Here is a 22,564-nt window from a genome sequence, read left to right as displayed (position 1 = left end):
CCTACTCCACCCGGATGCCCACGATGCAGGTGTCGTCGTCGGTGTCCGACCTGCTGTAGGTCAGCAGCCGGTCGAGCTGATGGTCCAGCGTCCCGGGCGCCGAGCGGGCCGCGTTGAGCAGCTGGCGCAGCGACACCTCCAGCGAGCGGTCACGCCGTTCGATCAGGCCGTCGGTGTACATCAGCAGCGTGTCGGAGACCTCGAGCTGCACCTCGTCCTCCTCGAACACCGCCTCGGGGACGGCGCCGAGCAGAATGCCCTTGAGGAGGGGCAGTGGGTCGGAGTCCGCGTCCCGGACCAGGACGGGCGGCAGATGTCCGGCCCTCGCCCAGCGCAGGACGCGGCGGCGCGGATCGTAGATCCCGCAGACCGCCGTGGCGGTGATCCCGCCCGTCAGATGGTGCGCCACGATGTTCAGCCAGGACAGCAGCTGCCCGGGCCCCGCACCCGTCACGGCCAGTCCGCGCAGCGCGTTGCGCAGCACCACCATGCTGGTCGCCGCCTCGATCCCGTGACCCGCCACGTCACCCACGCACAGCAGCACCAGTCCCGAGGACAGCACGACGGCGTCGTACCAGTCGCCTCCGACGAGCTGCTCCGTCTCCGCCGGCCGGTAGCGCACCGCCACATCGAGGCCCGGGACCCGCAGCGGCGCGTGGGCCGGCGGCATGATCGCGTGCTGGAGCTGGAGGGTCAGCCGGTTCCGCTCGTGCGCCTGCTGTTCGGTGTGCGCCAGCTGGTCGCGGGTGACGGCCAGCGCCACCTCGGTCCAGTGCTGCGCCGAGATGTCCTGGTAGGCGCCGCGGACGGTGAACAGCCGGTCGTCGGCGTCCAGCACCGGCTCGGCCACCACACGGATGTGCCGGGTCACGCCGTCGGGACGCTGGAGCCGGAACGCCGCCGTGGCCGGCCGGCGATGGTGCAGGACGGTCCGCAGGAAGCGCCCGATGGTGACGGCGTCGTCGGCGTGGGCGTGCGCGGCCAGCTCCTCCAGCGGGACCGGGGCGCCGGAGGGGGAGCGGCCGTACAGATCGAAGAGCGTCTCGTTCCAGATGGTCTCGCCGGTCAGCAGGTTCTCCTCGAAACCGCCGATCCTGCCGAGCCGCTGGGCGTGCTGGAGCAGACTCGCCAGCCGTGCCGTCTCGTCCTCTATGCGCCAGATGAGCAGCACCGACCCGCCGTGCCGGCTGACGTTGATGTCGGCCACGGCCGACAGCCGCACCTGGTCGACCAGCGCCGTCAGATCCATGCGCCGCGCCCGGAACGGCTCTCCGGTGGCGTAGACCCGCTCGACGCTCTGGAACAGGCCGCTCTCCCCGGCTGCCAGCGGGTAGGCCTCCAGGAGCAGCGCCCCCTGAACGGTCCCGCGCGGCCGGCCTGCCGGATCGAGGAAGCGCCCGTTGGCGTGGCGGATGCGGAAGTCGGCGAGCCGTCCCTGGCCGTCGAGCTGGGGCACCAGGACCAGAGCCGGATCGTGCAGCCCGTCCACCAGGTCGATCAGTTCGCAGACGTCGGCGGTGCCCCGCACGTCCGGGCAGTCGCCCGGCAGCGCGTGGGTCTCCAGCGTGTGCGAGCACAGTTCGGCCAGCGCCTCGACCTGGCGGACGACCTGCGGTGGCTGAGGTACGAGGGGGGAGGGCCACGCGATCTCCAGGACGCCGTGGATCCGGCCCCCGGACCCGGCCGGTACGGCGACCCGCCCGCCGTCCGGATGCTCCGCGTGCCCGATGGACGGCAGTCCGGTGCCCGAGAGCGTGCCCGCCCACTGCGCCGTACGGTCGGACAGCGCACGGCGTGCCATCGTCGCCACGCCCGGGGGGACGTAACGCCAGCGCCGGGCCTCGGCAGCAGAGAATCCGGCGCTGCCCGCCAGGGAGAGCGAACCGTCCGCGTCCGCGGCCCAGATGGCCACCGCGACCGCTCCGAGCGGGGTCAGCGCGTGCTGGAGCAGGGAGTCGGCCACCGCCTGGCTGTCGCCGGCCGCCAGCGCGCCGCTCTCGGCCGCGCGCAGCCGAACGGCGGGCGCGTCGTCCTTCGGCGGTTGCTCCGCCGTGGCGGCCAGGAGGGTGCTGGTCACCTCCGAAAGCCGGTCGTGCGCCGCCTGGTTGATGATCTCGACCGCGAGCTGGAGCTGCGGCACCTTGGCCTGCTCGGCCAACTCGCCGAGCTGGCGGGCGGCCTGCGTGGGGCCGCAGCCGAGCCGCTCGACCAGGATGCCCTTGGCCAGCTCGATCAGGGCCCGGCCGTCGGCCTCCGCCTGGGCGGCCCGCACCTCGCGGCGCAGCCGGTCGACGGTGGCCGCCAGCCGGCCCACCGGAGAGGTCAGGGCCGCGCCCGTGCGGTCGCCGCTCTGCCCGGTCTCCGTGACGTCGTCCGTGGAACCGGGGACGCCGGGGCCGGTGGTCTCGGGACTGTTCATCGTGCGGCCGCTCCTCGGCGGAGGCCCCGGGCGGGGCGGGGGAGGGGCGGCCGCGGCGGACGGCCCGCCGGACGGCCGCGGCGGAGGGTGGCGGGCGTCATGTCACTCCCCGAGCCAGCGCCGGACACACGCGATCAGGTCGTCGGTGTCGACCGGCTTGGTGACATGGTCGCTCGCCCCCGACAGCAGGCTCTTCTCCCGGTCGCCCGGCATGGCCTTCGCCGTCACCGCGATGATCGGCAGGTCGGCGTACCGGGGCATCTTGCGGATCTCGGCGGTCGCGGTGTACCCGTCCATCTCGGGCATCATCACGTCCATCAGGATCAGCGCGACCTCGGGCCGGCTCAGCAGCGTCTCGATGCCCTTGCGGCCGTTCTCCGCGTGCAGCACCTGGAACCCGTGCAGTTCCAGGATGCCGCTCAGCGCGAAGAGGTTGCGGGCGTCGTCGTCGACGACGAGCACCGTACGGCCCTGGAAGGCGTTGTCGATCGGGCGCGCGGGCCGGTTCCTGGCCTCCTCGGCCCGGACCAGCGGCACCACGTCGCCCGGCTGGTCGGCGGACAGGTGCAGCGCGATCCGTTCGCGCAACTCGTCCAGACTGGACAGGAATTCGAGCGACCGCGCGCCCGAGCGGGTCTGGAGGGCCTGCTCGTGGGCGAGATCGACACGGCTGCCGTTGTGGATGAGGACCGGCACGGTCGCCAGGGCCGAGTCACCCTCCACCGCTTCGAGGAACCGGGCCGACTCGCCGTCGGGCATGCCGAGTTCGAGGACGACACAGTGCCAGGGCTCCACGGCCAGGGCGCTCGCCGCCTCCTGCGCCCCGACGACGGTGACGACGTCGACGCTCTCCCGCGCGTCCCCCTCGTCACGGCTGCGCGCCACGTCCCCGACCGCGCTCTCGGCCACCAGCGTCAGCAGCCCCCGCGGCCGTTCCTCGACGACCAGGAGCCGCCGGCGCCGCTGGCGGGGCAGGCCGATCGACCCGGGAACGCCGGACCGCGGCTCCGTGCGCGCCGCCGTGCCCTCGTCCGGCGCCGGCTCCGACGGGCGCCCGCCGGCCAGCAGCTCCTCGAACTCGGGCCGGGCGACCGGGAGGAAGAGTGTGAACGTACTGCCCTGTCCGGGTGTGCTGTCGACGGTGACCGCACCGCCGAGCAGATGCGCGATCTCCCGCGTGATCGACAGACCCAGACCCGTGCCGCCGTACTTGCGGCTCGTGGTGCCGTCGGCCTGCTGGAAGGCGCCGAAGATCGTCTCGAGTTGCTGTTCCGGGATGCCGATACCGGTGTCCTTGACCCGGAAGGCCGCGATCGTGCCGCCGCGCCGAACTCCCGCGGGGATCTCCGCACCTGCCGCCGGTTCGATGCGCAGCTCGACCCGGCCCTGCTCGGTGAACTTGACCGCGTTCGACAGCAGGTTGCGCAGCACCTGCCGCAGCCGGGAGTCGTCCGTGAGCAGGTCGACCGGGGCGCCCGGAGCCAAGCTGACCGTGAACTCCAGGCTCTTCTGCGAGGTCATCGGACGGAAGGTCGCCTCGACGTATTCCAGCAGCTGCCGCAGCGGGACCCGTTCGGGCGTCACGTCCATCTTGCCCGCCTCGACCTTCGACAGGTCGAGGATGTCGTTGATCAGCTGAAGCAGGTCGGAGCCCGCGGAGTGGATGATGCCCGCGTACTCGACCTGCTTGGGCGTGAGATTGCGCGAGGGGTTCTGCGCCAGCAACTGGGCCAGGATGAGCAGGCTGTTGAGCGGGGTCCGCAGCTCGTGGCTCATGTTGGCCAGGAACTCGGACTTGTACTTGGACGCCAGCGACAACTGCTGCGCCCGCGCTTCGAGTTCCTGCCGGGCCTGCTCGATCTGAAGGTTCTTCGCCTCGATGTCGCGGTTCTGGGTCGCGAGCAGTGACGCCTTGTCCTCCAGCTCGGCGTTGGAGCGCTGGAGTTCGTCCTGCTGGACCTGCAACTCCTCGGAGCGTGCCTGGAGTTCGGCGGTCAGACGCTGCGACTCGCCCAGCAGCTCATCGGTGCGGGCGTTGGCCACGATGGTGCTGACGTTGACGCCGATGGTCTCCATCAGCTGTTCCAGGAAGGTCCGGTGCCCCTGCTTGAACCGCGTCACGGAGGCGAGTTCGATGACGCCGAGCACCTGCTCCTCGACGACGATGGGCAGGACCACCAGCGCCGTGGGCGCCGTCCGCCCGAGTCCCGAGGAGATGGTGACGTAGCCCGGCGGCACCTCGTCCACGGTGATCGCCCGGCGGCTGCGGGCCGCCTGCCCCACGAGCGAGCGGCCGAGCGGGATACGGGTGGGACGGCCGTCCTCGTCGGGATAGCCGTACGACCCGACCAGCCTCAGCTCCGTGCCCTTCGCGGTCTCCTCGGCGAGGTAGAAGGCGCCGTACTGCGCGGCGACCAGCGGGGTGAGCTCGTCCATGATGAGGTCGGCCACCACGTCCAGTTCGCGGTACCCCTGCATCAGACCCGAGATCCGGGCCAGGTTCGTCTTGAGCCAGTCCTGCTCCTGGTTGGCGCGCGTGGTCTCCCGCAGCGACTCCACCATGGTGTTGATGTTGTCCTTCAGGTCGGCGACCTCGCCCGAGGCCTCGACCGTGATGGACCGGGTCAGGTCGCCCTCGGCCACGGCGCCGGTGACCTCGGCGATCGCGCGGACCTGACGGGTGAGGTTGCCGGCCAGTTCGTTCACGTTCTCGGTCAGCCGCTTCCAGGTGCCCGAGACGCCCTCCACCTCGGCCTGGCCGCCGAGCCGGCCCTCGCTGCCGACCTCGCGGGCGACGCGGGTGACTTCGGCTGCGAAGGCGGAGAGCTGGTCGACCATCGTGTTGATGGTCGTCTTGAGTTCGAGGATCTCGCCCCGCGCGTCGACGTCGATCTTCTTGGACAGGTCGCCCTTGGCCACCGCCGTCGTCACCAGGGCGATGTTGCGGACCTGGCCGGTGAGGTTGTTGGCCATCGAGTTGACGTTGTCGGTGAGGTCCTTCCAGGTGCCCGCCACGTTGGGCACGTGCGCCTGGCCGCCGAGCCGTCCCTCGGTGCCGACCTCGCGCGCCACGCGGGTGACCTCGTCGGCGAACGCGGACAGCGTGTCGACCATCGTGTTGATGACGTCGGCGAGCGCCGCGACCTCGCCCTTCGCCTCCACGGTGATCTTCTGGGACAGGTCGCCGCGGGCGACGGCGGTGGCGACCTGGGCGATGGACCGGACCTGTCCGGTCAGGTTCGACGCCATCACGTTGACGTTGTCGGTGAGGTCCTTCCAGGTGCCCGACACACCCCGCACCGTGGCCTGGCCGCCCAGGTTGCCCGCCGTGCCGACCTCGCGGGCGACGCGGGTGACCTCGTCGGCGAACGCGGAGAGCTGCTCGACCATCGTGTTGATGGTCTCCTTGAGCTCCAGGATCTCGCCCCGGGCGTCCACGGTGATCTTCTGCGACAGGTCGCCCTTGGCCACCGCCGTGGCCACCTGGGCGATGGAGCGCACCTGGGCGGTGAGGTTGCCCGCCATGAAGTTCACCGAGTCGGTGAGATCACGCCAGGTGCCCTTGACGCCCTTCACGTCGGCCTGGCCGCCGAGGCGTCCGTCGGTGCCGACCTCGCGGGCGACGCGGGTGACCTCGTCGGCGAACGCAGAGAGCTGGTCGACCATCGTGTTGATGGTGTTCTTCAGTTCGAGGATCTCGCCCCGGGCGTCCACGGTGATCTTCTGGGAGAGATCGCCCTGGGCCACGGCCGTGGTCACCTGGGCCACGTTGCGGACCTGGGCGGTGAGGTTGCCGGCCATGAAGTTCACCGAGTCGGTGAGGTCACGCCAGACACCGCCGACCCCGGGAACCTGCGCCTGGCCGCCGAGGCGTCCGTCGGTGCCGACCTCACGGGCGACGCGGGTGACCTCGTCGGCGAACGCGGAGAGCTGGTCGACCATCGTGTTGACGGTCTCCTTCAGCTGAAGGATCTCACCGCGTGCGGGCACGTCGATCTTCTGGGAGAGATCGCCCTTGGCGACCGCCGTGGCCACCTGCGCGATGTCACGGACCTGCGTGGTGAGATTTCCCGCCATGGCGTTGACGGAGTCGGTGAGATCGGCCCAGGTGCCCGAAACGCCCGGTACCTCCGCCTGGCCGCCGAGCGTCCCCTCGGTGCCCACCTCGCGCGCCACCCGGGTCACCTCCGAGGTGAACACCGACAGCTGGTCGACCATGCCGTTGAAGACGGTGGCGATGTCCCCCAGCAGGCCACCGGCCTCGTCGGGAAGCCGCGTGCCGAAGTCGCCGTCGCGCACGGCGGTGAGGCCGGCCAGCAGTTGCCGCAACTCCTGCTCACCCGGCGTCCGTACGGACGTCCCGCTCGCTGCCCTGGTCATGGCCACCCTCGTTCCGCTCCCCTGGAGTCCCGTGACACGGAACTCGGAACCACGCCGGGCCCACGGACGGTCCCCCGTGCCTGCCCGTGGGATTCCCGCAGATCACGGGTCGTCCCGTCATGGAAATACGCCGCAGGCTAACCCAGACAAGCGGGACGGAACAAAGTGCGGGAAGGAATTCTTCGGGGGCCGGAAAACGTCACCCGTGGCAGGAATAACCAGGAGCGAACTGGATACACAGGACCCTCTCGGTCCCGGAGCGGTGTGACCACGTACGCGAAATCCCGTCGGCCCGCCCCCGGAGCGGAGTCCGGGGCGGGCCGACGGGATCGGCGTGGGGCTGTGACGTGCGGGAGGGTCAGGCGACCGAGGGGTCGAGCAGGCCGACGCGCAGGCGCTTGATGATGCGGGTGATCAGACGGGACACGTGCATCTGCGAGATGCCGAGCTCCTCGCCGATCTGGGCCTGGGTGCGCTCCTCGACGAAGCGCAGATGAATGATCCGGCGCTGACGCTCGTCCAGCTCGGCGATGAGCGGGGCCAGGGAGTTGAAGTCCTCGACCAGTTCCAGCGAGGGGTCCTCCTCGCCGATGAAGTCGGAGAGGACCGCCTCGCCGTCCGCGCCGCCGTCGGCCGTGAGCGCGGCGTCGAGGGAGGAGGAGTTGTAGCCGTTCGACGCCTTGCGGGCCTCGATGACCTCTTCCTCGGACAGGCACATCAGCTCGGACAGCTCACGGGTCGTCGGCGTGCGGCCGAGGCGTGTGCGCAGTTCCTCCGTCGCCTTGGCGAGCTCGACGCGGGCCTCCTGCAACCGGCGGGGCACGTGCACGGCCCAGCTGGTGTCACGGAAGAAGCGCTTGATCTCACCGACGATGTACGGGACCGCGAAGGAGGTGAACTCGACCTCGCGGGTGAGCTCGAAACGGTCGATGGCCTTGATCAGCCCGATCGTGCCGACCTGGACGATGTCCTCCATCTCACCCTGGCTGCGGCTGCGGAAGCGTGCCGCCGCGTACCGGACGAGGGAGAGGTTCATCTCGATGAGGGTGTTGCGCGCGTACTGGTATTCGTGCGTCCCCTCCTCCAGAACGGCAAGCCGGTCGAAGAACTGGCGGGACAGCTCCCGCGCGTCCTTCGGGCTGATCTTCAGCGGCTCCGCGATCTGCGGAAGGACGCCCCCCACGGCCGTCTCCGTCTGGTGCGCCGTGTCCGCCGCCCTCACTGCCGTCACGGCTGCCATGCCGTCCACCCCACATCTTCCCAAGGAATTGATGACAGGGCCCGTCTGCCCCGCATCCCACCACTCATGCCACCCGGTTTCCGGAAAACTCGGGGAGGCGTCCGCCCCGCCTCCCGCCGGCCCCGGGTCAGGGGTTCCTTCCTCCCGGCGACACCGTTCGGATGCGGCGAAGTAAAGTGGGTCCGGGGGTGAGTCCGTGGGTGTCGAGCGAGGAGTGGGCCGGGCGCAGACGCGCTCGCCCCTGGCGTACCCGGACACGGGACCGCTCGCCGGACGACGGTCCCCGGGCCCGGCGGTGGTGATAGCATGACGACGGCGGCACCGCACGACGAGCCCTTCGTCCATCCCGCGCTCATCTACCGCGACGACCTCGAGTACGTGCAGGAGATGACCCGCTTCGTCTCCGACGGCGTAGCCGCGGGGGAGCCGGTGGCGGTGGCCGTTCCCGCCCGGCGACTGGAACTCGTCCGTGAGGCGCTGGGCCCGCTCGGCGACGGCGTCCGCTGGATCGACATGTCGCTCGCCGGCCGGAACCCCGGCCGCATCATCCCCTCCGTCCTGCGGGCGTTCGCCGACGCCCACCGGGACGTCCATGTACGGATCATCGGCGAGCCCGTCTGGGCCGGCCGCACCGAGGTGGAGTACCCGGCCTGCGTCCAGCACGAGGCCCTGATCAACCGGGCCTTCGCCGGGCGGGACGTGACCATCCTCTGCCCGTACGACGCCCGTGCCCTCCCCCCGGGCGTGATCGCGGACGCCCACGCCACCCACCCCGTCGTGATCGGCGCCGGGCGGCAGTGCGTCAGCTCGGCCTACGACCCGGACGGTGTGCTGGCCCGCTTCAACCACGAGCTGCGCCATCCGCCGGGGGCGGCGACGGTTCCCTTCGACGCCGAACTCCTGCCCGCCGCCCGCGACTTCGCCCTGGCCGAGGCCCGTGCCTGGGGGATGTCGGCACCCCGGCTCCAGGACCTGAACCTCGTCGTCGCGGAGCTGACCACCAACAGCGTGGTGCACGGCGGTGGTTCGGGGACCCTGAGGATCTGGGCCGAGGGCGAGCAGATCGTGTGCGAGTCGCGGGACACGGGGCGGCTGAGTGATCCGCTGGCCGGCCGGTACCCCGCGCGCCCCGATCAGATCGGCGGACGGGGCCTGTTGCTCGTGCACTTCCTCTCGGACCTCGTCCGGGTGCACAGCGACGACTCCGGAACGACCGTACGCAGCTACATCGACCGCGTCTGACCGGCCGGGCGAAATCGCGCGGACGGCGAGGGGCCCGGACCTGTGCTCCAGGTCCGGGCCCCTCGCCGTCGTACGCCGTCGTGGTCCTCCGCTAGCGCGCGGCGGCCCGCCCGGCCGATCGCGCGGCCTCGTCCTCGGTGCGGGCGCCGGCCTGCGACAGCGCACCGCCCGAACTCTCCAGGTGCGCCCGGACGAACCACTGGAACTGTTCGAGCGCCCGCAGCTGTTCGACCAGAAGGTCCTCGGTCACCGGATCGATCTTGCCGACCTCGGCCACGGCCGCGCGGTGCTCCTCCACGATCCCCGTGTAGACGAGGTCGAGGGCGCCGAGGTGGGCGATGGCGTCGGCGCGCCCGACGCTGTAGTCGTCCCAGGTCCGTTCGGCGACGAGCGCCCCGGGCGTGCCGTGCGGAACCCCGCCGAGCGCGGAGATCCGCTCCGCGGTGTCGTCCGCCAGGTCGCGGACGCGGTCGACCTGTGGGTCGAGCATCTCGTGCACGGCGATGAAGTGCGGGCCCACCACGTTCCAGTGGATGTGCTTCAGCGTGAGGGACAGGTCGTTGAGAGCGTGCAGGCGCATGCTCAGCAGCTCGATGATCCGGCCGCCGTCCTGCGTGCTGACGCCGGGGACCGTGTACTGCGGTGTCGTGGAAGTGGCCATGTTCCTTTCCTTCACACAGATTTCTCGTGCGGTCCCGAGTGCCCTGTCTCCCTCGTGCCACACCACTCCGGTGGGAGGAGAACGGTGCCGGCCGCACGCGAGACGTGGGGGACGGGACCGCGCCGATGAGGAGGCGTTGGGCCAAATAGGTTGTCTGGGCCGGTTGTTGCGAATGAACCACCGCGAACCCGGGCACACGGACGAAAACTCGAGAGAGGAGCCCTCGCCGTGCTCGTGCCCGACCCGAAGGTTGTCCGGAGGCTGCTGACCCGTTACGCGGCCCTGAAGATCGCGTACGCCGAGAAGGAGACGCCGGAGACGGCCCGCGGTCTGGAGGACGTCACCTACACGCTCTGTGTGATGACGGGAACGACCCGCGTGCGGGATGCCGTCGCCGCCGCCGACGCCCTGCTCGTGGCGGGGGAGAGGCGGAAGCAGTCGCCGCAGTCCGGGCCGCTGGGGAGCGGGACGCCCTCCGTCATCCCGTCCAAGGGACTGCCCGTGACCGCCCCGCTCACCCCGGCGCACGAGGTCCGGACGCTGCACGGCCGGGCCGTAGGCATGTCCGGTCCGCTCGGCTGACCCCGCCCCGCGCGTGGGTGCGGGGGCCCGCCACCCGGCCGGGCGGTGCCCCTGCCTGTCCTTCGAACGGCTGAACTACCTAGTCGGATCCCGCTCGTTGTCCTGCTGTGAGCATCGTCGAGGCGGAGATGAGGAATCGATGAGCCGACACAGTAAAGGCCGCAGGCACCGCAAGGTGAACATGACGCCCCGTCCGGTGGGACCGAGGAGGCCGCCGCGTGAGGTGCCGGAGCGCCTGGGCGCGGTGGAACCGCAGGGGGCGAAGGCCGGGCCCCCCATTCCCGGGCAGGACGCGAACGGGGAGCGGGCCGAGGCCGTCATCAGGACGGTGAGCGAGAGCGGTCTGAGCCGTCACGCCGTGCGGACGTGGGAGCGGCTGGCGGAGGCGGGTGCCGGCGGCGTCGAGGTGACCGAACTCACCGAGGCCGTGGGCTTCCGGCGCTCGACCGTGCTCGGGCATCTCAAGGGCCTGGCCGGACTCGGACTGGCCGAGGACCACGAGGACGTGTGGCGGGCGACCGGGCCGGTGGACGGCGCGGTCGCGCCCCGGGGCGCGACCGCCTCGGCCGGGAGCCTCTTCTAGCGGCCGCTCCGTGGCGGCGCTCGCCGGGCGAACCCGCCCGGCCGGCGCCGCCCGCGGGCCCGCTCCGCCCGCCCTGAGGCGTGGCCCGGACCCGCGTGAAGGGTTCCCTCGCCCTGAGGCGTGGCCCGGACCCGCGTGACGGGTTCCCTCGCCCTGATCCGGGAGCCCGGCTTCATTCTCCGTTCGTGTTGAACGGACTGAGTTCGTCGGCGAATCCGAGGATGCCGAAGACGAGCAGGACCACCCCGCAGAAGGCGGACCCCCAGCGGTAGACGGCGGCCAGGTGGTGGTCGAGGGGGAGTTCGTCCCGGAGCTTCATCGCCCGTCCTCTCGTGAACCGGCAGGTGCGGTGTCGCAAGGCGCCCCGGTGTGCGGCCTTTGTCCCCTCTTTCATGGAAGACCGCCACGCGGTTGCAGCCACCGGGCGGGCCGTGGATCCGGCGGACGCGTCGCGCGAGGTGGTGTCGGGCGGCCTTCTCGGGGCATCCGGGCTTCATCGTTCGTCGACCGAACCTTCACGAAGGAGATCCCATGCTCGGCATCGCCGCCGCGGTCCTGCTGTTCATCGCGTTCCTGATCAACGCCGGTGAGATCGCGACCAATCACGTCTTCACGTCCACCAATGTCATGCTGATAGGGCTCGCCCTGCTCGCCCTTCATCTCTCGGGCGTCGGTGCCGGCTGGTCCACGCGCAGCCGCCGCCGCTGACGGGCGCGACTTGCCGTGACGCCGTCCTCCGCGAGATGGTTGTCGGACGGAAACATTCTGTCGGACGGAAAGGTGGTGGGCTCGCGGAGCGGGCCTTGCTCGTGGACACTTCCCAGCAACCCCCCGTCGGCCCACGCGGCGCCACCACGGCCGCCGCGTGGGGTCTCGCTCCCTGTCCCGTGGTGGTCGCCGACCCGTGCGGCGGCGTGGTCGAAGCGAACGCCGCCGCGGCCGCCCTCTTCCCCGACGCGATCACCGGAGCGCGGCTGGAGGACGTGGTCCCCGAGTGGATCGCCGCCGCCCACACCCGGCTGCGGGGCCTCGTGCCCGCTCCCCGGGACCCCGGCGAAGGCGCGATCGTGCACGGCGCGGTCGGCGACCGGACCTTCGAGGCCCACCCCACCCGCACGGACGGCGGCCACGTCGTGTGGTGGCTGGTCGACGACACCGACCGACGCGTGGCGGAGGACGCCCTCAGGGCCGAACGGGAACGCGCCGCCTTCCTGGCCGGAGCGTCCAGCGCCCTGCTGTCGTCCCTGAACGTCGAACGCTGCATGGAGGTGACGGCGGAGCTGGCCGCGGAGCACCTCGCCGACGCCGCCGTCATCGTCGCCCCGCCGCGCGGCCGCAAGGTCCCGCTGACGTTCTGCGGACCGGACGGCGCCGTCGTGCACCGGACGGTGACCGACGACGTACGGCAGCTGCCGGGGCTCAGCGAGGCCCTGCGCGGGTTCCCGCCCGTACCGTCCCGCTGGATCGACCCGGCCCTCGTTCCCGGATGGGCCGTGCCGGAAGGGTTCACGGAACCGGTCGGCTCCGCGGTGGTGACGCCCCTGCCCGGCCACGGAGTGCCCGCGGGCGCCCTGATCCTGCTCCGGTCGAGCCGCCGGGCCGCCTTCACGGAGAGTGAGGAGATCTTCGCCCGGCTCTTCGCCTCACGCGCCGGAGCGGCCATGTCCGCGGCCCGCATGTACGCCGAACAGGCCGCCATCACCGCGACGTTGATGCGCGAGCTGCTGCCGCCCCGGCTGCACGCGGTGCACGGGGTCGAGTTCGCCGGACGGTACCGCCCCGCGGGCCTGGCCGAACGCGTCGGCGGCGACTTCTACGACGTCCACCCGGCCGCGGAGGAGGGAGAGGAATCCCTCGTCGTACTCGGGGACGTCTGCGGCAAGGGACTCGAGGCCGCCGTGCTGACCGGCAAGATCCGCAACACGGTCCAGGCGCTGCTGCCGCTCGCCGACGACCACCAGCGGCTCCTGGGACTCCTCAACGGCGCGTTGATGAACTCCCACCACACCCGCTTCGCCACCCTCGCCATGGCCTCCGTCGTCCGCCGCGCGGGCCTCGTCCGGCTGCGGGTCACCAGCGCCGGGCATCCCGCTCCGCTGATCGTCCGGGCCGACGGCGCGGTCGAGCAGACCGCCACCCGCGGGACACTCATCGGCGCGTTCTGGGACGTGAGCTCCACCACGGTCTCGATCGACCTGGCGCCGGGCGAGACCTGCCTCTTCTTCACGGACGGCATCACCGAGGCCAGGGGAGGGCCGCTCGGCGACGAGCTCTTCGGCACCGGCCGGCTGGAGACGGCGCTCGCCGAGTGCGCGGGCATGCTGGCCGAGGCGGTCGTGGAGCACATCCAGATGCTCGCCGCGCAGTGGGTCGGACGCGGCGGTCACGACGACATGGCCACGGTCGCGATCACCGCACCCCACCACGCGCATCTGAGTGCGGTGAACGGCCGTACTCGGGGCAGGTACACAGGATGACCCCCCATCCCGTCCGGAGACCGGAGGCAATCGACCTCGGTCCCGCCCGTGAACTCCTGTGGTCGGCCGTCCACCAGGGCGACGAGCACGGGGCCGCGGCCGTCGTCCTCGACGCCCTGGAGTCGTCCGGCGAAGCCGAGACCGTCCTGCTCGACCTGATCGCGCCGGTCCAGGCGAAGGTCGGCACCGAGTGGGCGGCGAACCGGCTCACCGTCGCGCAGGAACACACCGCCACCGCCATCCACGAGCGCGTGATCGCCGTCCTCGCCCACCGGCCCGAGTGCCGCGGCGAGACCCCCGGCGGTCCCCGCGTCACGGTCGCCTGCGTCGACGGGGAGTGGCACGCGCTGCCGGCCAGACTCCTCGCGGAGGTACTGAGACTGCGGGGCTGGCGCGTGGACTTCCTCGGCGCGCAGGTGCCCACCCCGCATCTCATCGCGCATCTGCACCGGACGGGACCCAGGGCCGTGGCGCTCTCCTCCTCGATCCCCACCCATCTGCCCACCGCGCACATGGCCGTCACGGCGTGCCAGGCGGCCGGCGTGCCCGTCATCGCGGGCGGCGCCGCCTTCGGTCCGGACGGCCGGTACGCCCGCGCCCTGGGCGCCGACGGATGGGCCCCCGACGCGCGCGGGGCGGCGGCCGTCCTCGAACGGGGCCTCGACCGGCCCGGCCCCCCGGCCTTCCAGCAGACCGTCGACGGGCTGCCGCACCTGGCCGACCAGGAATACACGATCGTCGCCGCGACGACGCACCAGCTCGTCAAGCAGACCCTGGCGGACCTGGAGGACCGGTTCGAGCCGATGCGCCGCTACACCGAACGGCAGCGGCGTCACACCGCCGAGGACCTCGCCCACATCGTCGAGTACCTGGCCACGTCCCTGTACGTCGCCGACGAGCAACTGTTCACCCGGTTCATCCTCTGGACCGCGGACATCCTCACCTCCCGCCACGTCCCCGCGCGGAGCCTGGACCCCGCCCTGGACCTGCTGGCCCTGCAACTCAAGGACTTCCCGCGCGCCTGCCGCACCCTGGCCCACGCGCGGGAGGCGCTCGCGGAGCGAACGCCGCTCACCAAGATCCCCGGCCCCGGAAAGCCCGCATGACCACTTCACATCCCCCCGCCTTCACCGTGACCGTCGACGTCCGGCCCGCCGCACTGGTGATCCACGTCGCCGGAGACCTCGACCACGAGACGTGCGACGAGCTGATGAGGACCGTCGACGAGAACTTCGCCCGCCCGGACGGCCCGGGCGCGGAGTTCCCCGAACTGCGCGTGGACTTCGCCGCTCTCGCCGGCATCGACTCCATGGGCCTGGCCACCCTGCTGATGATCCGGCGCCGTACCGACGCCGCGGGAGCCCGCCTGTACCTCGATCAGCGGCCCCGCACCCTGGACCGGCTGCTGGAGATCACCGGAACGCTGGAGCACCTCACCGCGGTCCGTGACGAGAGCGGCGGCGAACGGAGCCCCGGAACCGGCTGATCCGGGGTACGCCCCCGTCACGCATCCCTGCCGCCGGAGCGGGACTCGCCGGTCGGTCCGCCGCATTTCGCCGAATGCGCGCCGGATAGCGGGGTATTGGGCTCGGCAGAGCGCCCAGCTGACGGAGGAATACATGACGATCGACGGAATCTGGTCCTACGCACCGGAGTTCGGCCACCCCGAGGCCGCCGAACTGGCCGGCTACACGGTCGAGGCCACCGACGGGACCATAGGGCATGTCGACCGGCAGGCCGACCACTCGGGGATGCGGCACCTCGTCGTCGACACCGGCGTCTGGGTGTTCGGCAAGAGCGTGCTGGTTCCCGTGGGCCTCGTCGCCGGCATCGACACGGAGTCCGGGAAGATCACCGTCGCGTGCACGCGCGACGAGGTGAAGTCGGCGCCCGTGTTCAGGACCGACCGGGAGACCTCGGACCCCGCGTACCTGTCCAGCGTCGGAACCTACTACCGCGGTCTCCCGCCGAGGCAGCCCGCGTGAACCGCCGCGCGGTGACACACGGGGACGTGCGCGCTGCGGCCGGCCGCAGCGTCCCGGGAACCCCGCCGCCTCGCCGGAGCGGCCGACGTCGCGGGAGCGCAAGGGAGAGAGTGTGCGCATGTCCGACGGTGCGGGAGCCACCGTGACGCGGGCGACGGGCGAGGACGCCTTCGTCGTACGCGCGCACGCGGCCGGGGCGGCGGCGTGACTCCCGGACCCGGCGACCGGGCGATGAGCCCGGCCAACCCGACGCCCCTGGCCGGTCCCGGCCCGGGAGCGAGCGGAGCGATCACCAGCGCCGCCGACGCACGGGACCACGTCCGGATGCTGCTGCGCGCGCACGGCCGGACGGGCGGCGCGAACCCGGACGCGGTCATCGACCTGCTGCTGGTGGTCTCGGAACTGGTCACCAACGCCATCCGGCACGGCGAGGGCCTCGCCGGATTCGACGCGGTCCTGACCGACGAGGGCGTCCGGCTCGCCGTGCGCGACCACAGCGACACCGTCCCCGACCAGGCCTACGGCACGGGAGAGATCCCCCACACCGACCGGACCAGCGGCTACGGCTGGCCCCTGATCATCCGGCTCTCCGACGCCGTCACCGTCGAGCCGTGCCCCGGGGGCGGCAAGACGATCCGCGTGTTCGTCCCTCTGGGCTGACCCGGTCCCACGCGCACCGCGCCCCAGGTGAGCAGGCGTAGGGGCGGTCGCGCGCGGAAGAAGAGCCTCGACCGGCTTCGCCGCACACGGGGAGCCGGGAACGCCGGTCCGACCGGCGCGGAGAGGTGAGGCATGAACAGACCGATCGTCACGAGACTCCAGGAAGCGCGAGGCGGCAACGCACCGTGCGGAGGCCGGGCAGGGACCGGCGCCGGCCACCGGCGGACCGCGCATGTCCGCTGAGTCCCGGCCGAACCGCGTCATCGGAGTGGTCCGCCCGGCGCGGCCCCGCCGGCACGGCCCACGGACGACCGCCTTCTGGTGGCCGGCCCTGCGCCGCACGCCGGTCTCGATGTGGAACGACGACGTGTCCGACTGGGCGGCCGCCCTGACGTACTACGCGATCCTGGCCGTCCTTCCGGCGATGCTGGTCATGGTCATCGCCTTCGGACTGATCAGCCCCGGTACCGCCGAGCAGTTCATCGCGCACGTCACGGCGTACGCGCCGGCACAGTCGGGGGCCGAACTGCACCAGGCGCTGGGCCAGATGCTGCACAGAAGCTCCGCCGCGTGGCTGCTGCTGGTCACCGGCGCGGCGAGCGCCCTGTGGTCCGCGTCGAGCTACCTGGCGGTGTTCCGTCGGGCCCTGCACCGCATGCACGACGCGGCCGACCACCGCTCGGCCTGGCGCACCGCGCCCCGGCTGGTGCTGACCGCGCTGGCCCTGCTCGGGCTGCTCGTCGTGAGCGCGCTCGTCCTGCTCCTGACCGGCCCCGTGGCCGAGGCCGCGGGCCGGGTCCTCGGTGTGGACCGCACGGTGGCCCTGGCCTGGAACCTGCTCCGCTGGCCGCTGTTGATGTGCCTGGTGGCGCTGCTGGTCCTCGTCGTGTTCCACACTGGGCCGCCGGCCGCCCGCCGGCGTCGGCACACCCTGCCGGGCGGCCTGCTGGCCGCCTTCCTCTGGCTCGCCGTCTCGGCCGGTTTCGCGCTGTACGCCTCCGTCTTCGGCACGTACGGCAGGCTCTACGGCTCGCTCGCTGGCCCGGTCGTGTTCCTGGTGTGGCTGTGGCTGTCCAACCTCGCGCTGCTGGCCGGGGCGCAGTTCACGGCCGAACTGAACAGGGCCGTGGCGGCGGACCGGACAACAGTGTGAGGTTCGCAGGTTTGTTCCGGCCGGGACGGCGCACACGGAGTGAGGAACACATCTTGTACGGACGGACGATGGAGGAACTGTGGGCATCATCGCTTGGATTCTGATCGGGTTGCTTGCCGGTGCCATCGCCAAGCTGCTCCTGCCGGGCAAGGACCCGGGCGGCATCATCATCACGATGCTGATCGGCGTCGCGGGAGGCCTGCTGGGCGGATGGCTCGGCAAGGTGATCTTCGGCGTCGACTCGATCGACGGGTTCTTCGACCTGTCGACCTGGATCGCCGCCATCGCGGGATCGCTGATCCTCCTGATTCTGTACCGGGTGCTGACGGGCAACAGCCGGTCGCACCGCCACGCGTGACGGAGCCCCGGCCCGTTCGACGCGTCACGACTCACGGCCTGGGGCCGGCACCGGAGTTACCGGTCGCCGGCCCCAGGCCGTTCGTCGTGCGGCGGCTCGGGGCCCCGCGACCGGCCCCCGGCGCCGGGTCCCGGAGAGCGCGCGGGGGCTTCTCCCCGCCTTTCCCCGCGATGTCCCACCTGTCATGATCACCGGAGAGTACGGGCCCGCCCGGTCACGGGATCCCGCCGCCGGAAGCCGTTCCGGACCGGCCGGCGCGGGCCGCGACGCAGTCAGTGAGGAGCCCGAGTGACGTACGACGTCGGCACCCTGCGTGCCGAGATCCCCGCCCTGAGGTCCGGTGTCGCGCACTTCGACGGGCCGGGCGGAACCCAGACCCCGGCCCGGGTGGCCGGGGCGATCGCGGAGGCGCTCACCGGCCCGCTGTCGATCAGGGGCCGGCTGACTCCGGGCGAGGTGAACGCGGAGAACCTCGTCCAGGGGTTCCGGCAGGCCATGGCCGACCTGGTGGGCGGCCATCCGTCCGGGGTCGTCTTCGGCCGCAGCGCCACCCAGCTCACGTACGACGTCGCCCGGACGCTCGCGAAGGACTGGGCGCCCGGCGACGAGGTCGTCGTCAGCCGTCTCGACCACGACTCCAACATCCGGCCCTGGCTCCAGGCGGCCGAGCGGGCCGGAGCCCGGGTGCGCTGGGCGGACTTCGATCCGGTCACGGGTGAACTCCCGCCCTCCGCGGTGGACGCCGTGCTGACCGAGCGCACCCGGCTGGTCGCCGTCACCGCCGCCTCGAACCTGCTCGGGACCGTGCCGGACGTCGCCGGGATCGCCCGTCTGGTCCACCGCGACCCGCGGGCGCTGCTGTACGTCGACGGCGTGCACCACGCGGCGCACGCCTTCGTGGACGTCGACCGGCTCGGCGCCGACTTCTACGTGTGCTCGCCCTACAAGTTCCTCGGCCCGCACCACGGTGTCCTGACCGCCTCGCCGCAGCTGCTGGAGCGGCTGCGCCCGGACAAACTGCTGCCGTCCGCCGACACCGTCCCCGAGAGGTTCGAACTGGGCACGCTGCCCTACGAGTTGCTCGCCGGCACGACCGCCGCGATCGACGTGCTCGCCGGGCTCGCGGGCGACACGGCAGGCGGGCGCAGGGGCCGGCTGCGGGCGGCCTTCGCGGCGATCGAGCGCCACGAGGGGGCGCTGCGCGGGCGGCTGGAGGCGGGCCTGGCCGAACTGCCCGGTGTCACGGTCCGCTCCCGGGCGGCCGAGCGCACGCCCACGCTGCTGCTGACGTTCGACGGCCGGAAGGCCGCCGACGCCTCCGAGTTCCTGGCGGCCCGCGCTGTGCACGCGCCCGCCGGATCGTTCTACGCGCTGGAGGCGTCCCGGCATCTCGGCCTCGGCGACACCGGGGGCCTGCGCGTCGGACTCTCGCCGTACAACGACGAGGACGAGGTCGACCGGCTCCTTCAGGGCCTGGCGGACTTCCTGCGCTCGTAGGCCGGTCGGAGGCCGGTCCTGGGCCGTGCCCCGGCCGTGCCTCAGGAGCGGGCCGGAGCCTTCGTGCCGGGGGCCCGGTCGTCCGGCGCGGTGATCAGGCGCAGTGCCTCGGCGAGGTGCCCCGGACGAAGGAGTCCGGGGCCCGGCTCGGTGCCCCAGCCCGGTCCGCCGAGCACGATCCGGCTCCGTGTCCGTGCTCCCCGTACACCCCAGCGCGTCGCGGCGAGATGGCGGGCGAGCGGGAGGTTCGCCGTGGACCAGGACTGGGACCACAGGACCACCGCCGGGGGTCCGACCCGGCGCACCGCCGCCAGGAGGGCCTCGGGCGGGACGGCCGCGCCGAGCATCAGCACCGGTACCCGCCGTTCCGCCAGCGCCGCGTTGAGCGCCTCCAGGGACAGGGTGTGCAGCTCACCCGGAACGCAGGCCAGCAGCACGGGTGACGCCGAGGCCGGCGGTTCGTGCCCCGCCGCGGACACGTAGACCCGCAGCAGGGTGGCGGAGACGTGCCAGGACATGAGGCGCTCGACCTCGACGTGACGGTCCCCCGAGGACTCCCATCGGCGGCCCACCTCCCGCAGGGCGGGCACCATCACCTCCTCCCACGCCTTGGTCAGACCATGGGTCGTGACCGCCGCCGTCAGCAGTTCCTGGACGGCGTGGGCGTCCAGCCGGACGGCGGCCCGGGCGAGGCCCCGGCATTCCTGGGCCACGTCTCCCGGCGTCCCTTCCGCGGTCCGGACGCCCGTCCCGGCGCGCGCCGTGGTCCGGGCCCGGGAGGCGAGGGCGGGCGAAGCCGCGACACGGCCGCGAGCGCCCTCCTTCGCGGCACGGGCCGCCTCGGCGGGCGGCAGGCCGGCGGCGGTCAGCCGGCACATCTCCTGGAGCATGGCCACGTCGTCGGGCGTCCAGCGGCGGTGGCGGCCGTCCACCCGTACCGCGGGCCCCAGACCGTACCGCCGGTCCCAGGAGCGCAGCGTCGTGGGCGACACCCCGAGCCGGCGCGCCAGGAACCCGGTGGTGACGCCCACGGCCGCGGTGTCCGTCCCCTCGTCGGTCCTCATTTCCACGGCTCCGCTCCCGGGCGAGTGGTGGACCGTGTTCCGCCGGAAGCCGTGTCCCGGCCACGGGCGACGGGCGTTGATGCAGGTCGGCGGCACATGACGGGCCTCACCTCGGTCTCGGAGCCGTCAGTCGCCCGGCCGGTCCGCCGGGCTCACTGCTCATTCGCCGCAAAGCCGCCCCCTGGATGCAGGCGCGGGGACCGGGTCCGCCGTGTGTCAGCGGCCGCCCCTGGGACCGTCGAGGAGACCGTGCAGGACCGTCTCGGGGTCGGTGAGGGCCGAGTGCGCCAGGGCCCGTTCGTACCCGTCGTCGCCGAGGAGGGAGCGGGCCGTGTCCTCGTACCGCTCCCGGACCGGGCCCAGCTCGGGGGTGCCGCGCTGGGGGTGGCCCACCGCGCTCCAGTACGTCTCCCCGGCGCCGTACGCGGCGACCGCCCGTTCGCCCGCGCCCTGCGCGGCCAGGGCGGAGGCCAGCAGGTCCAGGCCCAGCGCGATGCCGAAGCTGTCCCCGATGTGCCGCTTGCCGTCCAGCATCGACAGGGCGTGGGCGGTGGCGTCCTCCGCGCGGTCCTCGAAGAGGCCGATGAGTGCCAGTTGGTAGTCGGTGTACGAGCGTGTCCACCACTCGCCGCGGGCGACACAGCCCCCTCGCAGCTCCTCCGCCTCCCGGCGTGCCTCGTCCAGCAGCCCCTCGGCGGTGAGGGCGAACACCCGGACCAGGTGGCACAGGATGTGCCCGGGGGAGGTGAACGCCGTCCCGCCCGCGCCCCGCAGAGCGCGCTCGACCTCCTGTCTCGCCGCCATGGGCCGCCCCAGCAACAGGTGGGTCAGACCGAGGAGATAGGCGGCGTCCAGCGCTCCGCCGACGTCCTCCTGGACCTCCGCGCGGTCACGGCAGAACACGGCCAGCCGGCCCGCCTGCTCGTGCTCGCCGCGCAGGACCCGGGTGATGCCCAGCGCCCACAGCGCCCTGGTCCTGACCGGACCCGAGGCGGCGGACAGCGCCAGCGCGTCCTCCAGGTACGCCGCCGCTTCCCTGAGATGTCCGCAGCAGCTCCACGGGAAGGCGAGCAGTCCGATCAACTCCAGCGCGCTGTCCGGCCGTTCGGAGAGCAGGTGGTCGAGCGCCGCGCACAGGTCGGCGTGCGCCGACCGAAGCCGCCCGTACCAGCGCGCCTGCCGTTCCCCCAGCCAGCCGTCCTGGGCGTCGCGGGCCGTCCCGAGGAAGTGCGCGGCGTGCCGGTCGGCCGACGCACGGCCCTCGCCCAGCCGGTCGAGCCACATACGGCCGTACTCCCGGACGGTGTCGAGCATCCGGTACACGCCGTCGGCGTGCGACAGCACCGACTTGCGCGACAGGCCCGTCAGCGCCCGGTCGACGTCGTCCCCGCCGAGCGGGCCTCCGGCGCACACCGCGCGCACGGTGGCCGCGTCCACCGGCTCGCGGAACACCGACATCCGTGCCCACAAAAGGCGTTCGGGGGGTTCGCACAGCTCGTGGCTCCAGCCGATCGTCGTCCGTACCGCGCGGTGGCGCGGCGGCCCGGCGAGCGTGCCCTCCGCCGTGATGTCCAGGCGCGTGCCGAGCTCGAACTCGACCTCCTCGACCGTACGGTGCGCCAGTTGTCCGGCGATCAGCTCCACCGCGAGCGGCATGCCTTCGAGCCGTGCGCACAGGCGGGCGACGGCGACCAGGTCCGCCGGGGAGGACACCGGGGCACCGGCGGCGGCCGCGCGCAGACGGAACATCTCCACGGCGTCCGTGTCGGACGGCAACGGCCCTACGGCGACGACGTGTTCACCGGTGACACCCAGCGGCTCCCGGCTCGTGACCAGGACGGTCAGGCGCGGGCAGGCCCTGACGAGCCGGGCGACCACGCGACGGCACGGGCCGACCAGGTGCTCGCAGGAGTCCAGGACGAGCAGGGCGTCCCGGTCGGCCAGCCAGTCGGTCAGGGAGTCCAGTTCCGGGTGGGTCGTGTGGTCGGCGAAGTCCACGGCGTCGGCCACGGAGGCGACGAGCAGCCGGTCGTCGGGCAACGGCCACAGATCGGCCCACGCCACCCCGCGTTCTCCCGCGCGCAGCATCCGGTCCGCCGCCTCCAGCGCGAGCCGGCTCTTGCCGACCCCGCCGGCCCCGGTCAGGGTCACGACCCGTTCCTCGCGCAACGCGCGGTCGAGGTGGGCGAGTTCTTCCCGGCGTCCGACGAACCCCGGAGGAACGGTCGGCAGGTTTCTCAGCACACGCACAGTCTTTCGGCCC

At 72.5% G+C, this 22,564-nt stretch carries 17 protein-coding genes and 2 pseudogenes; 12 read left to right on the top strand and 7 right to left on the bottom strand.

Annotated features, from left to right (window positions below; genetic code table 11):
• Position 1: 1 nt before the first annotated feature.
• The 3 genes from WJM95_RS00710 to WJM95_RS00700 form a co-directional block, all read right to left on the bottom strand.
• Positions 2-2,419, bottom strand: coding sequence for a SpoIIE family protein phosphatase (locus WJM95_RS00710; protein ID WP_339127448.1), 2,418 nt, complete (start codon positions 2,417-2,419; stop codon positions 2-4).
• Positions 2,420-2,521: 102 nt separating this feature from the next.
• On the bottom strand, positions 2,522-6,799 hold the full coding sequence (locus tag WJM95_RS00705) for a HAMP domain-containing protein (protein WP_339127447.1): 4,278 nt from the start codon (positions 6,797-6,799) through the stop codon (positions 2,522-2,524).
• 358 nt (positions 6,800-7,157) lie between these two features.
• Positions 7,158-8,039 (bottom strand): RNA polymerase sigma factor SigF, encoded by an 882-nt coding sequence (locus WJM95_RS00700; protein WP_339127446.1) that lies wholly within the window; start codon positions 8,037-8,039, stop codon positions 7,158-7,160.
• A gap of 306 nt (positions 8,040-8,345) precedes the next feature.
• Between WJM95_RS00700 and WJM95_RS00695 the strand changes: the two genes are divergently transcribed.
• Positions 8,346-9,281 (top strand): sensor histidine kinase, encoded by a 936-nt coding sequence (locus WJM95_RS00695; protein ID WP_339127444.1) that lies wholly within the window; start codon positions 8,346-8,348, stop codon positions 9,279-9,281.
• A 91-nt stretch (positions 9,282-9,372) separates the two neighbouring features.
• Here WJM95_RS00695 and WJM95_RS00690 read toward each other — a convergent pair whose 3' ends face one another.
• Positions 9,373-9,942, bottom strand: coding sequence for a DNA starvation/stationary phase protection protein (locus tag WJM95_RS00690; RefSeq protein ID WP_339127443.1), 570 nt, complete (start codon positions 9,940-9,942; stop codon positions 9,373-9,375).
• Positions 9,943-10,170: 228 nt separating this feature from the next.
• Between WJM95_RS00690 and WJM95_RS00685 the strand changes: the two are divergent.
• Together WJM95_RS00685 and WJM95_RS00680 are read left to right on the top strand one after the other, a co-directional pair.
• Positions 10,171-10,362: pseudogene (locus WJM95_RS00685) on the top strand (DUF5133 domain-containing protein); the annotation flags it as partial.
• Positions 10,363-10,747: 385 nt separating this feature from the next.
• On the top strand, positions 10,748-11,107 hold the full coding sequence (locus WJM95_RS00680; protein ID WP_339127442.1) for a hypothetical protein: 360 nt from the start codon (positions 10,748-10,750) through the stop codon (positions 11,105-11,107).
• 175 nt (positions 11,108-11,282) lie between these two features.
• On the opposite strand, the pseudogene WJM95_RS00675 reads toward WJM95_RS00680, so the two are convergent.
• Positions 11,283-11,426 (bottom strand): annotated as a pseudogene (locus WJM95_RS00675) (DUF4383 domain-containing protein); the annotation flags it as partial.
• A 212-nt stretch (positions 11,427-11,638) separates the two neighbouring features.
• On the opposite strand from WJM95_RS00675, the gene WJM95_RS00670 reads away from it, so the two are divergent.
• The 9 genes from WJM95_RS00670 to WJM95_RS00630 all read left to right on the top strand — a co-directional run bounded on the left by WJM95_RS00670 (position 11,639) and on the right by WJM95_RS00630 (position 19,237).
• A complete protein-coding gene (locus tag WJM95_RS00670) occupies positions 11,639-11,815 on the top strand; it encodes a hypothetical protein (protein WP_339127441.1) in 177 nt (58 codons plus the stop codon).
• Positions 11,816-11,916: 101 nt separating this feature from the next.
• The gene (locus WJM95_RS00665) at positions 11,917-13,584 is read left to right on the top strand and encodes a GAF domain-containing SpoIIE family protein phosphatase (protein WP_339135274.1); all 1,668 of its coding nucleotides are present in this window, start codon (positions 11,917-11,919) and stop codon (positions 13,582-13,584) included.
• Complete coding sequence (locus WJM95_RS00660) at positions 13,581-14,690, top strand: cobalamin-dependent protein (RefSeq protein ID WP_339127439.1); 1,110 nt, start codon at positions 13,581-13,583, stop codon at positions 14,688-14,690. The genes WJM95_RS00665 and WJM95_RS00660 overlap by 4 nt, the downstream gene beginning before the upstream one ends.
• A complete protein-coding gene (locus WJM95_RS00655; protein WP_339127437.1) occupies positions 14,687-15,070 on the top strand; it encodes an STAS domain-containing protein in 384 nt (127 codons plus the stop codon). Before WJM95_RS00660 ends, WJM95_RS00655 begins: the two co-directional genes overlap by 4 nt.
• 133 nt (positions 15,071-15,203) lie before the next feature.
• Complete coding sequence (locus tag WJM95_RS00650; RefSeq protein WP_339127436.1) at positions 15,204-15,569, top strand: PRC-barrel domain-containing protein; 366 nt, start codon at positions 15,204-15,206, stop codon at positions 15,567-15,569.
• Between the two features lie 204 nt (positions 15,570-15,773).
• Positions 15,774-16,229, top strand: a complete 456-nt coding sequence (locus WJM95_RS00645) for an ATP-binding protein (protein WP_339127435.1) — start codon at positions 15,774-15,776, stop codon at positions 16,227-16,229.
• A gap of 352 nt (positions 16,230-16,581) precedes the next feature.
• Positions 16,582-17,382 carry a YihY/virulence factor BrkB family protein gene (locus tag WJM95_RS00640; protein WP_339135272.1) on the top strand — a complete coding sequence of 267 codons (801 nt, stop codon included), beginning with the start codon at positions 16,582-16,584 and terminating at the stop codon, positions 17,380-17,382.
• 79 nt (positions 17,383-17,461) lie between these two features.
• Positions 17,462-17,740 carry a GlsB/YeaQ/YmgE family stress response membrane protein gene (locus WJM95_RS00635; RefSeq protein WP_339127434.1) on the top strand — a complete coding sequence of 93 codons (279 nt, stop codon included), beginning with the start codon at positions 17,462-17,464 and terminating at the stop codon, positions 17,738-17,740.
• A 288-nt stretch (positions 17,741-18,028) separates the two neighbouring features.
• Positions 18,029-19,237 (top strand): cysteine desulfurase-like protein, encoded by a 1,209-nt coding sequence (locus tag WJM95_RS00630; protein WP_339127433.1) that lies wholly within the window; start codon positions 18,029-18,031, stop codon positions 19,235-19,237.
• 41 nt (positions 19,238-19,278) lie between these two features.
• Here the strand turns inward: WJM95_RS00630 and WJM95_RS00625 are convergent, their stop codons facing one another.
• Positions 19,279-20,301, bottom strand: coding sequence for a MerR family transcriptional regulator (locus WJM95_RS00625; RefSeq protein WP_339127431.1), 1,023 nt, complete (start codon positions 20,299-20,301; stop codon positions 19,279-19,281).
• A gap of 216 nt (positions 20,302-20,517) precedes the next feature.
• Entirely contained in the window at positions 20,518-22,545 is a 2,028-nt protein-coding gene (locus WJM95_RS00620) for an NB-ARC domain-containing protein (RefSeq protein WP_339127430.1), read from the bottom strand.
• Between the last annotated feature and the right edge of the window lie 19 nt (positions 22,546-22,564).

The sequence above is a fragment of the Streptomyces sp. f51 genome (assembly GCF_037940415.1).
Taxonomy (GTDB): Bacteria; Actinomycetota; Actinomycetes; order Streptomycetales; family Streptomycetaceae; genus Streptomyces.
The sequence above is the reverse complement of the archived record's forward strand: the minus strand, read 5'-3'. Positions and strand labels throughout refer to the sequence as shown.

Coding starts and splice junctions, on each gene's coding strand:
- WJM95_RS00655 (WP_339127437.1), top strand. CDS start 14,687: ATGACCACTTCACATCCCCCCGCCTTCACCGTGACCGTCGACGTCCGG.
- WJM95_RS00695 (WP_339127444.1), top strand. CDS start 8,346: ATGACGACGGCGGCACCGCACGACGAGCCCTTCGTCCATCCCGCGCTC.
- WJM95_RS00660 (WP_339127439.1), top strand. CDS start 13,581: ATGACCCCCCATCCCGTCCGGAGACCGGAGGCAATCGACCTCGGTCCC.
- WJM95_RS00705 (WP_339127447.1), bottom strand. CDS start 6,799: ATGACCAGGGCAGCGAGCGGGACGTCCGTACGGACGCCGGGTGAGCAG.
- WJM95_RS00690 (WP_339127443.1), bottom strand. CDS start 9,942: ATGGCCACTTCCACGACACCGCAGTACACGGTCCCCGGCGTCAGCACG.
- WJM95_RS00670 (WP_339127441.1), top strand. CDS start 11,639: ATGCTCGGCATCGCCGCCGCGGTCCTGCTGTTCATCGCGTTCCTGATC.
- WJM95_RS00640 (WP_339135272.1), top strand. CDS start 16,582: ATGTGGAACGACGACGTGTCCGACTGGGCGGCCGCCCTGACGTACTAC.
- WJM95_RS00700 (WP_339127446.1), bottom strand. CDS start 8,039: ATGGCAGCCGTGACGGCAGTGAGGGCGGCGGACACGGCGCACCAGACG.
- WJM95_RS00625 (WP_339127431.1), bottom strand. CDS start 20,301: ATGAGGACCGACGAGGGGACGGACACCGCGGCCGTGGGCGTCACCACC.
- WJM95_RS00650 (WP_339127436.1), top strand. CDS start 15,204: ATGACGATCGACGGAATCTGGTCCTACGCACCGGAGTTCGGCCACCCC.
- WJM95_RS00710 (WP_339127448.1), bottom strand. CDS start 2,419: ATGAACAGTCCCGAGACCACCGGCCCCGGCGTCCCCGGTTCCACGGAC.